This window comes from Rathayibacter sp. AY1D9 (assembly GCF_002932395.1).
Taxonomy (GTDB): Bacteria; Actinomycetota; Actinomycetes; order Actinomycetales; family Microbacteriaceae; genus Rathayibacter.
Genome location: NZ_PSVQ01000011.1, coordinates 1 through 13674, shown reverse-complemented (window position 1 = coordinate 13674; position 13674 = coordinate 1). Strand labels below are relative to the sequence as shown.

The window sequence follows — 13674 nt, the reverse complement described above, 5'->3', positions numbered from 1 at the left end:
GGGACCCATGCCCCGCGCCACCACGCCCCTCGCCCTGCTCGCCGCCACCGCGCTGACGATCGGCCTCGCCGGCTGCAGCGGCTCGGCCGCCGGAGACGACGCCGCCGCCGACAGCGGCTTCACGCCGATCACGATCGAGCACGCTCTCGGCACCACCACCATCGAGTCGGCGCCCGAGCGCGTGGCGACCGTCAACTGGGCCAACCACGAGGTCCCGCTCGCGCTGGGCGTGGTCCCCGTGGGCATGGCCGCCGCCAACTTCGGCGACGACGACGGCGACGGGCTCCTCCCCTGGGTGAGCGAGAAGCTCGACGAGCTCGGCGCCGAGACCCCCGTCCTCTTCGACGAGACCGACGGCATCGACTTCGAGGCCGTCTCGGACACCGACCCGGACGTCATCCTCGCCGCCTACTCCGGCCTCACGCAGGAGGACTACGACACCCTGAGCGAGATCGCCCCGGTCGTCGCCTACCCCGAGACCGCCTGGGGCACCTCCTGGCGCGACATGATCACGCTGAACAGCGAGGCGATGGACAGGGCCGACGAGGGCGCCGCCCTGATCACCGAGCTCGAGGGCGAGATCGAGGAGAAGGTCGCCGCGCACCCGCAGCTGGCCGGCACCTCGGCGATGTTCCTCACCCACGTCGACCCGACCGACCTCAGCCAGGTCAGCTTCTACACCTCGCACGACACCCGCCCCGCGTTCTTCGAGGACCTCGGCATGGCCACTCCGGGCAGCATCGCCACCGCCTCCGCCGCGACCGACAAGTTCTCGCTCACGCAGAGCGCCGAGCAGGCCGACGCCTTCAGCGACGTCGACGTGATCGTCACCTACGGCGACGACGAGCTCGTGAGCACCCTCAAGGCCGACCCGCTGCTCTCGCAGATCCCCGCGGTCGCCGACGACGCCATCGTGCGCCTGCCCTCCACCCCGCTCGGCACCGCCGCCAACCCGACGCCGCTCTCGATCTCGTGGGTCCTCGACGACTACCTGGACCTGCTCGACGAGGCCGCCGCCAAGGCCGCGCAGAGCACTCCGGCCGCCTGAGCCGGGATCCGACCCGCGTGACCCTCGCCGCTCCTCCCGCCGCCTCGGGCGTCGCCGCCGTGCGCCGCCCGAGGCGGCTGCGCGCCCTCTGGCTGCTCGCGGCCGTGGCCGTGCTGCTCGCCGCCGCCGTGGTCTCGGTGCTGGTGGGGTCCCGGGAGGTGGCGTGGAGCGACGTGGTCGCCGCGTTCGGCGGGTCCACGGACGGGTTCGCGCAGGCCGCGGTCGCCAAGCGCATCCCGCGCACCGTGCTCGCCGCGATCGCGGGCGCGGCCCTCGGCGTCGCCGGCGTGCTGATGCAGGGGGTGACCCGCAATCCGCTGGCCGACCCCGGCATCCTCGGGGTGAACACCGGAGCCTCGCTCGCGGTCGTGACGGGCATCGTCTTCTTCGGGCTGACGAGCTCCGCCGCCTACGTCTGGGTCGCGATCGGCGGGGCCGCGGTCGCCGCGGTCTTCGTCTACACGGTCGGTTCGCTCGGGCGCGGCGGCGCGACTCCGCTCAAGCTCGCCCTGGCCGGCGCCGCCACCTCGGCCGCGCTCGTCTCGGTGATCAGCGCGATCGTCCTGCCGCGCGCCGACATCGCGGGCGGCATCCGCTCCTGGCAGATCGGCGGAGTGGGCGGCGCGACGTCCGCGAGCATCGCGCAGGTGCTCCCCTTCCTCCTGGCCGGCCTCGTCCTCTGCGTTCTCTCGGCCAAGAGCCTCAACACCCTCGCGCTCGGCGACGAGCTCGCCGCGGGCCTGGGGGAGCGGGTCGCCCTCGCGCGCGGCGGGGCCGCCCTGGGCGCGGTCGTGCTCTGCGGAGCGACGACCGCGGTCACCGGGCCGATCGGCTTCGTCGGCCTGGTCGTCCCGCACGCCTGCCGCCTCCTCGTCGGCGTCGACCACCGCTGGCTGCTGCCGTTCTCGGCGGTGACCGGCGCCGTGCTCCTGATCGCCGCCGACATCGTCGGCCGCGTCGTCGCGCGCCCGAGCGAGATCGATGTGGGCATCGTCACCGCGCTGGTCGGCGCCCCGGTGTTCATCGCGATCGTCCGCCGCCAGAAGGTGCGCGAGCTGTGACCGCGCTGGTCGAGGCGCCCTCCGCCACCGCCCGCGCCGTCGCGGCCGGCCGCCGCCGCCGCGGGGCCCGCCGCCGGATCGTCGTCGCCGTGCTCGCTGTCCTGATCGCGGCCGTCCTCGCCGTCTCCCTGCTGGTCGGCCAGACCGTCTACTCGCCCGACGAGGTGCTCCGCGTGATCCTCGGCGAGCAGGTCCCCGGGGCGAGCTTCACCGTCGGGCGCCTCCGCCTCCCGCGCGCCGTCCTCGCCCTGCTGGTGGGCCTGTGCTTCGGGCTCGGCGGAGTGAGCTTCCAGACCATGCTCCGTAACCCGCTCGCCAGCCCCGACATCATCGGGATCAGCGCCGGGGCGAGCGCCGCCGCGGCCTTCGCGATCGTGACGCTCTCGCTCGGGGCCGCGCAGGTCTCGGCCCTCGCGATCGTCGCGGGACTCGTGGTCGCCCTGCTCGTCTACGCCCTGTCCTACCGCAGCGGAGTCGCCGGTACCCGGCTGATCCTGATCGGCATCGGGGTCGCCGCCATGCTCGACTCCCTCACCGCCTACGTGCTCTCGCAGGCCGCCGCGTGGGACCTGCAGGAGGCGTCCCGCTGGCTCACCGGGAGCCTCAACGGCGCGAGCTGGAGCGAGGTCGTGCCGGTCCTCGCCGCGGTCGTCGTCCTCACCCCCGTCCTGCTCTCGCGCTCGCGCGATCTCTCCGCCACGCAGCTCGGCGACGACACCGCCTCCGCGCTCGGCATCCGCGTGAACGCCAACCGCCTCGTCGTGATCGTCGCGGCGGTCGGGCTGATCGCCTTCGCGACCGCCGCCGCCGGCCCGATCGCGTTCGTGGCCTTCCTCTCCGGCCCGATCGCCGCCCGCCTGATCGGGCCCGGCGCGTCGCTCCTCATCCCCTCGGCCCTCGTCGGCGCGCTGCTCGTGCTCGTCGCCGACTTCGTCGGGCAGTTCGGGCTGGGCCTGCGCTACCCGGTCGGAGTGGTCACCGGCGTCCTCGGGGCGCCGTACCTCGTCTACCTCATCGTCCGCAGCAACAGAGCGGGAGGCTCACTGTGACCACCGCGCACACACTGACGGCCGAGGGGGTCACCCTCGGCTACGGCGACCGGACGGTCGTCGACGGCCTCGACCTCGTCGTCCCGCCCGGCCGCATCACCGCGATCGTCGGAGCGAACGCCTGCGGCAAGTCGACGCTCCTGCGCTCGATGTCGCGCCTGCTCGCGCCCCGCTCCGGCGCCGTGCTGCTCGACGGCAGGGCCGTGCACCGGACGCCGGCGAAGCAGCTCGCCCGCACGCTCGGCCTCCTCCCGCAGTCGCCGATCGCCCCGGAGGGCATCACCGTCGCGGATCTCGTCGGCCGAGGCCGCCATCCGCACCAGGGGATGCTGAGCCGCTGGAGCGCGCACGACGACGAGGCCGTCGCGACCGCGCTCGACGCGACCGACACCGCCGCCCTGGCCGACCGCTCCGTCGACGAGCTCAGCGGCGGGCAGCGCCAGCGCGTCTGGATCGCGATGGCACTCGCGCAGGAGACCGACGTGCTGCTGCTGGACGAGCCGACCACGTTCCTCGACGTCAGCCACCAGATCGAGGTGCTCGACCTGCTCGTCGACCTCAACCGCACCCGCGGGACGACGGTGGTGATGGTGCTGCACGACCTCAACTTGGCCGCCCGCTACGCCGACCACCTCGTGGCCATCGCGCACGGCGCGGTGCACGCCTCCGGCACCCCGGCCGCGGTGCTCACCGAGGAGACGGTGCTCGCCGTGTTCGGCCTCGACAGCCGCATCATCACCGACCCGACCTCGGGCACTCCGCTGATGCTCCCCCTCGGGCGGCACCGCCTCGCCCCCGAGCGGATCGACGCCCCCGGCGGCGCGCAGATGACGGACGTGTAAACGGTTCCACACGGCGGCCGGGGGGCGTATACGATACCTGCAGTCCGCGGCGGACGACCGTCATCGGCGGAACCGCCGAACGCCTGCCCCCGATCAGAGGTCCTCCCCGCCGTGACTGCATCCCCGACGCGCCCCGACGCCTCCGCCCTCCGCGGCGTCCGCGCGCTCCTGTTCGACCTCGACGGCGTGCTCACGCCGACCGCCGACGTCCACATGCAGGCCTGGTCGCGGCTGTTCACGGAGTACCTCTCCTCGCGCGGGATCGCCGAGGGCTACACCGACGCCGACTACTTCCGGTACATCGACGGACGCCCGCGGTACGACGGCGTCCGGGCGCTCCTCGCCTCGCGCGGCATCACCCTCCCCGAGGGCGCGCCCGAGGACGACCCGTCGCTCGAGACCGTCTGCGGGCTCGGCAACCGCAAGAACGACGCCTTCAACCGCACCCTCGCCGAGACCGGCGTCGCTCCCTACCCGGGCTCGCTCCGCTTCGTCGACGCCGCGATCGCCGCGGGCGTGCAGGTCGCCGTCGTCACCTCCTCCCGCAACGGCGTGCCGGTGCTCGAGGCGGCCGGCCTCCGCGACCGCTTCGAGGTCGTCGTGGACGGGCTCCTCGCCGCCGAGCGCTCGATCGCCGGCAAGCCCGCGCCCGACACCTACCTCTACGCGGCCGAGCTCCTCGGCCTCCCGGCCGCCGAGTGCGCCGTCCTCGAGGACGCGCACTCCGGAGTCGCGGCAGGCCGCGCGGGCGGCTTCGGCCTCGTCGTCGGCGTCGACCGCGGAGTCGGGGCCGACACCCTGCTCGAGCACGGCGCCGACCTGGTCGTGGACGACCTGGCCGAGCTGCTCCCCTTCCTCCCCACCGCTCCCGCCCCCGAGGACGCCGCATGAACCCCATCACCTCCGACCCGCTCGACCGGAACCGCTTCCCGATCGACGAGTGGGCCCTCGTCGAGACCGAGTTCGCCTCCGAGCTGCAGGGCCGCACCGAGACGCTCTTCGCCACCGGCAACGGCTACCTCGGCCTCCGCGGCAACGTGGAGGAGGGGCGCGACGGCTACGCCTACGGCACCTTCATCAACGGGTTCCACGAGACCTGGCCCATCCGCCACGCGGAGGAGGCGTTCGGCTTCGCCCGCGTCGGCCAGACCATCGTCAACGTGCCGGACGCCAAGATCATCCGCCTCTACGTCGACGACGAGCCCTTCGTGCTGAGCGAGGCCGACGTCCTCGCCTACTCGCGCCGCCTCGACTTCGCGAACGGCGTGCTCACCCGCGAGCTGGAGTGGCGCACCCCCTCCGGCAAGCGCGTCCTGATCCGCTCGCGCCGCCTGGTCTCGTTCACCGACCGGCACCTCGCGATCCTCGACTACGAGGTCGAGATGCTCGACCACGACGCGTCCGTGCTGATCTCGAGCCAGATCCTAAACCGCCAGGACGGCGTCGACGAGTACCACGCCCCCTCCGGCAGCGAGGGGGCCGGCTTCGACCCGCGCAAGGCGGAGTCGTTCGAGGACCGCGTGCTCCAGCCGCGCCTCAAGCGCGTCAGCGGCACCCGCTACCTCCTCGGCTACCGGACCACCAACTCCCAGATGACCGTCGCCTGCGGCGCCGAGCACCAGCTCGAGACCGAGAACGAGTGGGACCAGACCTCCCAGATCGACGACGACCTCGCCAAGCACGTCTACCGCGTGAAGGCCAAGGCCGGCCGGCCGGTCCGCCTGGTCAAGACGCTGACCTACCACACTTCCCGCGGCGTGCCCGTGCGCGAGCTCGCCGACCGCTGCGACCGCACGCTCGACCGCGCCCGCGAGACGCCGGTCGAGGAGCAGTTCGTCAAGCAGCGCGAGTGGCTCGACGACTTCTGGACCCGCTCCGACGTGCAGCTGGACGGCCAGCCCGCGATCCAGCAGGCCACCCGCTGGAACCTCTTCCAGCTCGCCCAGTCCACCGCCCGCACCGACGGCGGCGGAGTCGCGGCCAAGGGCGTCTCGGGCTCCGGCTACGGCGGCCACTACTTCTGGGACACCGAGGTCTACGTCCTCCCGTTCCTCAGCTACACGGCGCCCCTCGTCGCCCGGAACGCCCTGCGCTTCCGGCAGAACATGCTCGAGGCCGCCCGGGCGCGCGCCTCCGAGCTCAACCAGCGCGGCGCGCTCTTCCCCTGGCGCACCATCAACGGTCAGGAGTCGTCGGCGTACTACGCCGCCGGCACCGCTCAGTACCACATCGACGCCGACATCTCCTACGCGCTCATGCAGTACGTGGGTGCCACGGGCGACGACGACTTCCTCGCCCGCGGAGCGATCGACATCCTCGTCGAGACCGCGCGGATGTGGGCCGATCTGGGCTTCTGGCGCAGCAACGGCGACGATCACTTCCACATCCACGGAGTGACGGGGCCGGACGAGTACACGACCGTCGTCAACGACAACCTGTACACGAACGTCATGGCCCGGGCGAACCTCCGCTCGGCCGCACGCGCCGTCGAGCTGCTGAAGGCCGTCGAGCCCGCCGCGTACGAGCGGATGGCCGACCGCCTCGCTCTCGACGAGGGCGAGGTGCTCGAGTGGGCGCGCGCCGCCGAGAAGATGCACATCCCCTTCGACGCGCGGGCGGGCATCCACCCGCAGGACGCGGCCTTCCTCGAGAAGGAGCTGTGGGACCTCGAGAACACCCCCGCGAGCAAGCGCCCGCTGCTGCTGCACTTCCACCCGCTGGTGATCTACCGCTTCCAGGTGCTCAAGCAGGCCGACGTCGTGCTCGCGCTGCTGCTGCAGGGCAACGAGTTCACCGCCGAGCAGAAGCGCGCCGACTTCGAGTACTACGACGCGCTGACCACCGGTGACTCGACCCTCTCGGCCGTCGTGCAGTCGATCATCGCCGCCGAGGTCGGCTACAGCGACCTGGCCCGCCACTACTTCCTGTCGGCGCTGTTCGTCGACCTCGCCGACCTGCACCGCAACACCGCGGACGGCATCCACGTCGCCTCGACGGGCGGCGTCTGGAGCGCCCTCGTCTACGGCTTCGGCGGGATGCGCGACCACGGTGGGCGGATCACGCTCGACCCGCGCCTGCCCGACGACTGGGACCGCCTCGCCTTCCGCATCACCCTCCACGGCACGCGCGTGCGCGTCGAGGTGACGCAGACCGAGGTCCTGCTGACGGTCGAGACCGGCGACTCCGCCGCGATCACCGTCCGCGACGAGCGCGTGCACGTCGCTGCCGGCAGCCCCGTGCGCGTCCCGCTCACGCACCAGGGCCGCCGCCTGCACGGCGCGCCGACCACGTCCGACATCGAGGGCACCCGCCGCTCCGACGGCACCGTGATCACCGCCTCGATCCCCACCATCTCGATGACCCCCGAGCCCGAGGTCCTGACCGGGCCCTGAGCGGCTCCGTGAACATCGCCCATCACGCACGAGACCCCCGGCCGGAACCGGGGGTCTCGTGCGTCGCGGGCGGGCGGAGCCGCCCGGACCGGATGCGTCAGGCGGAGGCGAGCAGCGACTTCAGCGCCGACGTGAAGAACGTCAGCCCGTCCACACCCGAGCGCATCGCGGCGGCCGTGTCGGGCCCGAAGCCCTCCTCGACGGCGTGCTCCGGGTGCGGCATGAGCCCCACCACATTGCCGCGGCGGTTGCTGATGCCGGCGATGTCGTTCATGGAGCCGTTCGGGTTGTGGCCGAGGTAGCGGACGACGACGCGTCCCTCCGCCTCGAGCTCGACCAGCGTGTCGGCCGAGGCGATGTAGCCGCCCTCGCCGTTCTTCAGCGGGATCGTGATCTCCTGGCCGGGCTCGAAGCCGTTCGTCCAGGCGGTCTCGGTGCTCGCGACCATCAGGCGCTGGTCGCGGCAGACGAAGGATCCGATGTCGTTCGCGATCAGGCCGCCGGGCAGCAGGTGCGCCTCGGTGAGCATCTGGAAGCCGTTGCAGATGCCGAGGACCGGGGTCCCGGCGTTCGCCGCGTCGACGACCTCGCGCATGATCGGGGAGTGGGAGGCGATGGCGCCGCAGCGCAGGTAGTCGCCGTAGGAGAAGCCGCCGGGCAGGACGATCGCGTCGACGCCGTCGAGGTCGTGGTCGCCGTGCCACAGCGCGACCGGCTCCGCACCCGCGAACCGGACGGCGCGCTGGGCGTCGCGGTCGTCGAGCGAGCCGGGGAAGGTGATGACGCCGATCCTCATCGGGCGGCCTCTGCCGGGTAGTGGATCCCGACGACGTCCTCGATCACCGAGTTCGAGAGCATCTCGTCGGCGATGCGCTGCACCGAGGCGCGCACCTCGTCGGTCACCTCGTCGACGGTGATCTCGAAGCGCTTGCCCACCCGCACGCCGTGGAGGGCGGAGTGGCCCAGCCGCGCGAGCGCGCCGGCGACGGCCTTCCCCTGCGGGTCGAGCAGCTCGGCCTTGGGCATGACTTCAACGACGATCGTGGGCACCGTGTTCTCCGGAGTCTCGGGGGAGTGCGGTCTTCCGCGCGACCATCGTACCCGCGGGGGTCCCCGCGGTCGGTGGCGCTCAGGAGGTCGTGACGCGGATCGCGTTCGCCCAGGGGTCCTCGAAGGCGAGGGTGCGGCCGTCGTCGCGGGTGGCGACTCCGGAGCGGGCCAGCCGCTCGCCGAGCGCGCCGAGGTCGTCGGCGCCGGGCACCACGATCTCGACCTGTCCGAGGCCGAGGGCCTGCTGCCGGCGTCCGGCGCCCGCCGAGTTCCAGGTGTTCATCGCCATGTGGTGGTGGTAGCCGCCCGCCGAGACGAAGAGCGCCTGCCCGCCGTACGCGATCGTCGTCTCGAAGCCGAGCCGGTCGACGTAGAACTCCTTCGCGGTGGCGACGTCGCCCACGCTCAGGTGCACGTGGCCGACGGAGGCGCCGCCGAGGCGCGGCTGCGCGATCGACTCCTCGGTGAGGTGCTCCTGCAGGAACGCGTTCGGGTCGAGGAAGAGCGTGCTCATCTCGATCCGCCCGTGCGTCCACGACCACTGCGTGCGGTCGCGGTCCCAGTAGAGCTCGACGCCGTTGTGCTCGGGGTCGTCGAAGTAGAAGGCCTTGCTGACCAGGTGGTCGGAGCTGCCGGTGAACGAGCCGGGGTGCCGGGTCGCGACGCTGTACACGGCCGCGGCGAGCGCCGCCTCCGATTCGAAGAGGATCGCCGTGTGGAAGAGGCCGGCGCTGCGCGGCGAGGCGTGCACCAGCTCGGGCGCGTGCTGGAGGATCACGGCCGGCACTCCGCCGCGGCCGAGCACCGCGACCGGTCCGTCGTGCGAGAGCAGCTCGAGCGTCACGGCGTCGCGGTAGTAGGCGATCATCCCGTCGAGGTCGGCGACGCGGAGGGTCACCGCGCCCATCGCGGTGTCGGGAGCGAGCAGGTCGGGGGAGGAGGTGGTCACGGCGGAGACGCTACCCGCTTTTGGTTGAAGCTACAACCATTCAGAGGGGCGAGCGCTCATAGGAACCGCATAAGCATCGTCCAGGCGGCGCCGGGAGGCCGGGCGTGGAATGGGAACCGGTCGCCGTCAGGGGCGGCCCCGGCACGAGGACGACACCATGAACGAGCGACACGAATCCGACGAGCGAGAGCTCACCGACCAGCCCGCCACCACCGAGGCGACGGGCGCCGACGAGGTGCGCGCGCTGCGCGCGGACGACCGTCGTCGTCGTCGTCGGGCGCTGATCGCCGGCGGCCTCGGCCTCGCCGTGCTGATCGGAGTGACAGCAGGCGGAGTCGCCACCGCCGGCCGCACCGAGGCGGCTTCCTCCGCCTCGGCCGGCGCCGCCACGATCGCCTACCCCGGCGGCTCGCGGGGATCCTTCGGCGGCGGGTACGTGATCGTCCCCTCCTGGGGCGGATCGACGCAGGGCGGCTCCTCCCCGTACGGCTCGACGCAGGGCGGCTCCTCCGCCGCCGAGCCGGCCACCGGCGCGACCGACGCCGTGGCCGCGAGCACCGCGCAGACCGCCGGCGTCGTCACGATCGCCTCCGAGCTCACCTACCAGGGCGCCCGCTCGGCCGGCACCGGCATGATCCTCACCTCCGACGGCGTGATCCTCACCAACAACCACGTCGTCGAGGGCGCCACCGCGATCTCGGTCACGGTGGAGTCGACGGGCCGCAGCTACACCGCCCGCGTCGTCGGCACCGACGCGACGAACGACGTCGCCGTCCTGCAGCTGGAGGACGCCTCCGGCCTCACCCCCGCCTCGCTCGACACGGACGGGGTCGCTGTGGGCGACACCGTGACCGCCGTCGGCAACGCGGGAGGGACGGGCGACCTGGTCGCCGCCACCGGCACGGTCACGGGTCTCGATCAGCAGATCACCACCCGCTCCGAGTCGGGGATCTCCGCCGAGACGCTGACCGGGCTGATCCAGACGGACGCCGACATCGTCTCCGGCGACTCCGGCGGCCCGCTCGTCGACTCCGCCGGCCGCGTCGTGGGGATGGACACCGCCGCCTCCAGCGGGACGGCCGACATCACCGGCTTCGCGATCCCGATCTCGAAGGCCCTGGACATCGTGGCCACCATCGAGGCGGGCGCCGACACGGCCACTGTCGAGATCGGCTACCCGGCCTTCCTCGGCGTCTCCCTCTCCTCCGACACCGCGTCGCCGACCTCGCGCGCGCTCGCGACCACCGCGTCCGGCGCCGTGATCGGCGGAGTCGTCGAGGGCGGGCCGGCCGCGCAGGCGGGCCTCGAGGCGGGGGACGTCGTCACCGCGGTCGACGGGGTCGCCGTCGCCTCGGCCGATCAGCTGTCCGCCTCGCTCGCGCAGCGCGAGCCCGGGGAGTCGGTGACGATCTCGTGGACCGACACCGCGGGCGCCGCCCGCTCCGCCCAGGTCGTGCTGGTCGAGGGTCCGGTCGCCTGATCGGAGCCTCCGCGGGGCCGCCGGAGCGTTCCCGGCCGTTCACCCGGACGAGCGCGCCACGCCGCCCGTTGTTTTGATCCGCTCAAGACAACTCGGGTAGTGTCCTCGGCATGACGACAGTGGACGAGCGGCTCCGAGCCTCCGGGCTCAAGGTCACCGCCACCCGGCGCGCGGTGCTCCTCGCTCTCGAGGAGCACCCGCACTCCGGGGTCGACGCGGTCCTGGCCCGAGTGCGCGAGGGCCTCCCCGAGGCCTCGGCCCAGGCCGTCTACGGAGTGCTCTCGGCGTTCACCGACGCCGGGATCGTCCGCCGCATCGAGCCGGAGGGCCACCCCCGCCGGTTCGAGCTGCGGGTCGGCGACAACCACCACCACGTGGTGTGCCGGCGCTGCGGGGCCGTGGCCGACGTCGACTGCGTCGTCGGGGAGGCGCCGTGCCTGCATCCGCAGACCGCGAGCGGCTTCGCCGTGGACACCGCCGACGTCACGTTCTGGGGCACCTGCCCCGACTGCCTGGCCCTCGCCCACTGACCGACATCCGCTACACCGCAGCGGCGGGCCCCGTGCCCCTCGCCGACAGGAGGAACATGACCGAGGAACGATTCACCACCACGAACTCCGGAGCACCGGTCGCGAGCGACGACCACTCGCTGAGCGTCGGAGCCGACGGACCCCTCGCGCTCCACGACCACTACCTCGTCGAGAAGCTGGCCCAGTTCAACCGCGAGCGCATCCCGGAGCGGGTCGTCCACGCCAAGGGCGGCGGAGCCTTCGGACGCTTCACCACCACCGCCGACGTCAGCGCCTACACGCGTGCCGCGCTCTTCCAGCCCGGAGTCGAGACCGAGATGCTCGCGCGGTTCTCCACGGTCGCCGGCGAGCAGGGCTCGCCCGACACCTGGCGCGACCCCCGCGGCTTCGCGCTGAAGTTCTACACGAGCGAGGGCAACTACGACCTCGTCGGCAACAACACCCCCGTCTTCTTCATCCGCGACGGCATCAAGTTCCCCGACTTCATCCGCTCGCAGAAGCGCCTGCCCGGCAGCCACCTGCGCGACCACGACATGCAGTGGGACTTCTGGACCCTCTCGCCCGAGTCGGCCCACCAGGTCACGTGGCTCATGGGCGACCGCGGCCTCCCCTCCTCGTGGCGGCACATGGACGGCTTCGGCTCGCACACCTACCAGTGGATCAACGCCGCCGGCGAGCGCTTCTGGGTCAAGTACCACTTCAAGACCGACCAGGGCGTCGAGATCCTGAGCCAGGAGCAGGCCGACCAGATCGCCGGTGAGGACGCGGACTTCCACATCCGCGACCTGTCCTCCGCGATCGACCGCGGCGACTTCCCCTCGTGGACGCTGTCCGTGCAGGTCATGCCGTACGAGGACGCGAAGAGCTACCGGTTCAACCCGTTCGACCTCACCAAGGTCTGGCCCCACGCCGACTACCCGCTGATCGAGGTCGGCACCATGACGCTCGACCGGAACCCCGAGAACTACTTCGCGCAGATCGAGCAGGCGGCGTTCGCCCCCTCGAACTTCGTGCCCGGGATCGCGGCCAGCCCCGACAAGATGCTCCTCGCGCGCATCTTCAGCTACGCCGACGCGCACCGCTACCGCGTGGGGACCAACCACGCGCAGCTGCCGGTGAACGCGCCGAAGTCGCCGGTGCACTCGTACTCGAAGGACGGCCCCATGCGGTTCGACTTCCAGAAGTCCGAGGTGCCCGTCTACGCGCCGAACACGATGGGCGGCGCCCACGCCGATCCCGCCCGGGCGGCGGAGTCGGCCGGCTGGGAGACCGACGGCGAGCTGACGCGCGCCGCGGCGACCCTCCACCCGGAGGACGACGACTTCGGTCAGGCGGGGACGCTCTACCGCGAGGTCCTCGACGACGACGCGCGCGCCCGCCTGGTCGCGAACATCGCCGGCCACGTGTCGAAGGTCACCCGTCCGGAGCTGCGGCAGCGCGTGCTCCAGTACTGGGCGAACGTCGACTCGTCGCTCTCGCAGCGCGTCGCCGAGGCGCTCGAGCCCTCGGCTCCCGGTGCGGACGTCTCCCCCGAGGCGGTCGGCATCGGGGCGTAGTCCCGGCATCCACTCGAGGAGCGCGCGGTACCGGAGCGATCCGGGCCGCGCGCTCCTCGTCGTTTCCGGGGAGGGTCCTTCCACTCGGTGGAGTCGGATCCCGCGCGCGGGTGCCCGCCTCGGTCCGGTGCAGCCGGCTCGGACCCCGGATCCGCCCGCGGAACCGGGCGCCGACGGGGAGGACCCCCGATCCCGACACGCCCGGGATGCGCGATTTCGGCCCGTCGTTTGACAGCACCGCGATCGCTGCGTAACTTATTCCGAGTCGCCACAAAGGCCGCAGGGAAACGGAAAGAGCAGCAGCTCCTACGTCCCGGCCTCAATCGGGACCATCCACTCGGCAAGACAGCTTTTCGGAGCAGGTCTGCCGCACGGATGTAAAGCCTTCGCAGGATCCCTCGGATCCAGCAACTTCGCCGCCCGGCGCAGGACTCAGGTCCTGAACCGAGCAACGTCGGAGCGCCTACGAGCGTGACGACATCGCGAAGAAGCCGGATTTGACACGGCCTGCGGATGTGCTAAGTTAGACAAGTTGCCACGGCGACAGGGAGAAAGAAACTTCTCCTAGTCTACCGAGAAGACGCGTATGACGCAAGCAACAAATTCTTCGATCACTTCCGTTGTGAAGCACCGTTCTGGTGTGGAGGCGGGATGTGTCCGATTCTTGAGAACTCAACAGCGTGCACTATGTTCAATGCCAATTTTATACCCCGGCCT

12 protein-coding genes are annotated in these 13674 nt (G+C 72.1%); 9 read left to right on the top strand and 3 right to left on the bottom strand.

Annotated features, from left to right (window positions below):
• Positions 1 to 7: 7 nt before the first annotated feature.
• The 6 genes from C5C50_RS06635 to C5C50_RS06610 all read left to right on the top strand — a co-directional run bounded on the left by C5C50_RS06635 (position 8) and on the right by C5C50_RS06610 (position 7392).
• Positions 8 to 1048 carry an iron-siderophore ABC transporter substrate-binding protein gene (locus C5C50_RS06635; protein WP_104273139.1) on the top strand — a complete coding sequence of 347 codons (1041 nt, stop codon included), beginning with the start codon at positions 8 to 10 and terminating at the stop codon, positions 1046 to 1048.
• A 17-nt stretch (positions 1049 to 1065) separates the two neighbouring features.
• Positions 1066 to 2109, top strand: coding sequence for an iron ABC transporter permease (locus C5C50_RS06630; RefSeq protein WP_104222742.1), 1044 nt, complete (start codon positions 1066 to 1068; stop codon positions 2107 to 2109).
• Entirely contained in the window at positions 2106 to 3158 is a 1053-nt protein-coding gene (locus tag C5C50_RS06625) for an iron ABC transporter permease (protein ID WP_258067692.1), read from the top strand. Before C5C50_RS06630 ends, C5C50_RS06625 begins: the two co-directional genes overlap by 4 nt.
• Positions 3155 to 4000: an ABC transporter ATP-binding protein gene (locus C5C50_RS06620; RefSeq protein WP_104273138.1), complete on the top strand. Its 846-nt coding sequence runs from the start codon at positions 3155 to 3157 to the stop codon at positions 3998 to 4000. The genes C5C50_RS06625 and C5C50_RS06620 overlap by 4 nt, the downstream gene beginning before the upstream one ends.
• A 111-nt stretch (positions 4001 to 4111) precedes the next feature.
• The gene (locus C5C50_RS06615; RefSeq protein WP_104222739.1) at positions 4112 to 4891 is read left to right on the top strand and encodes an HAD family phosphatase; all 780 of its coding nucleotides are present in this window, start codon (positions 4112 to 4114) and stop codon (positions 4889 to 4891) included.
• Positions 4888 to 7392, top strand: a complete 2505-nt coding sequence (locus C5C50_RS06610; RefSeq protein WP_104222738.1) for a glycoside hydrolase family 65 protein — start codon at positions 4888 to 4890, stop codon at positions 7390 to 7392. The genes C5C50_RS06615 and C5C50_RS06610 overlap by 4 nt, the downstream gene beginning before the upstream one ends.
• A gap of 97 nt (positions 7393 to 7489) precedes the next feature.
• On the opposite strand, the gene purQ is transcribed toward C5C50_RS06610, so the two are convergent.
• The 3 genes from purQ to C5C50_RS06595 all read right to left on the bottom strand — a co-directional run bounded on the left by purQ (position 7490) and on the right by C5C50_RS06595 (position 9349).
• On the bottom strand, positions 7490 to 8188 hold the full coding sequence (gene purQ / locus C5C50_RS06605) for a phosphoribosylformylglycinamidine synthase subunit PurQ (protein WP_104247459.1): 699 nt from the start codon (positions 8186 to 8188) through the stop codon (positions 7490 to 7492).
• On the bottom strand, positions 8185 to 8442 hold the full coding sequence (gene purS / locus C5C50_RS06600; protein ID WP_104222736.1) for a phosphoribosylformylglycinamidine synthase subunit PurS: 258 nt from the start codon (positions 8440 to 8442) through the stop codon (positions 8185 to 8187). Before purS ends, purQ begins: the two co-directional genes overlap by 4 nt.
• A gap of 79 nt (positions 8443 to 8521) precedes the next feature.
• Entirely contained in the window at positions 8522 to 9349 is an 828-nt protein-coding gene (locus C5C50_RS06595; protein ID WP_104239376.1) for a VOC family protein, read from the bottom strand.
• Positions 9350 to 9548: 199 nt separating this feature from the next.
• Between C5C50_RS06595 and C5C50_RS06590 the strand changes: the two genes are divergently transcribed.
• The 3 genes from C5C50_RS06590 (at position 9549) to C5C50_RS06580 (ending at position 12957) form a co-directional block, all read left to right on the top strand.
• Positions 9549 to 10871, top strand: a complete 1323-nt coding sequence (locus tag C5C50_RS06590) for a S1C family serine protease (protein WP_104273137.1) — start codon at positions 9549 to 9551, stop codon at positions 10869 to 10871.
• Between the two features lie 110 nt (positions 10872 to 10981).
• Positions 10982 to 11401 (top strand): Fur family transcriptional regulator, encoded by a 420-nt coding sequence (locus C5C50_RS06585; protein WP_104222735.1) that lies wholly within the window; start codon positions 10982 to 10984, stop codon positions 11399 to 11401.
• A 56-nt stretch (positions 11402 to 11457) separates the two neighbouring features.
• Complete coding sequence (locus C5C50_RS06580) at positions 11458 to 12957, top strand: catalase (RefSeq protein ID WP_104269005.1); 1500 nt, start codon at positions 11458 to 11460, stop codon at positions 12955 to 12957.
• Positions 12958 to 13674 lie beyond the last annotated feature (717 nt).

Excerpts from the sequence above, each read along its gene's own strand:
- C5C50_RS06635 (WP_104273139.1), top strand. The coding sequence starts at position 8 with ATGCCCCGCGCCACCACGCCCCTCGCCCTGCTCGCCGCCACCGCGCTG.
- C5C50_RS06610 (WP_104222738.1), top strand. The coding sequence starts at position 4,888 with ATGAACCCCATCACCTCCGACCCGCTCGACCGGAACCGCTTCCCGATC.
- purQ (WP_104247459.1), bottom strand. The coding sequence starts at position 8,188 with ATGAGGATCGGCGTCATCACCTTCCCCGGCTCGCTCGACGACCGCGAC.
- C5C50_RS06595 (WP_104239376.1), bottom strand. The coding sequence starts at position 9,349 with ATGGGCGCGGTGACCCTCCGCGTCGCCGACCTCGACGGGATGATCGCC.
- C5C50_RS06590 (WP_104273137.1), top strand. The coding sequence starts at position 9,549 with ATGAACGAGCGACACGAATCCGACGAGCGAGAGCTCACCGACCAGCCC.
- C5C50_RS06585 (WP_104222735.1), top strand. The coding sequence starts at position 10,982 with ATGACGACAGTGGACGAGCGGCTCCGAGCCTCCGGGCTCAAGGTCACC.
- C5C50_RS06580 (WP_104269005.1), top strand. The coding sequence starts at position 11,458 with ATGACCGAGGAACGATTCACCACCACGAACTCCGGAGCACCGGTCGCG.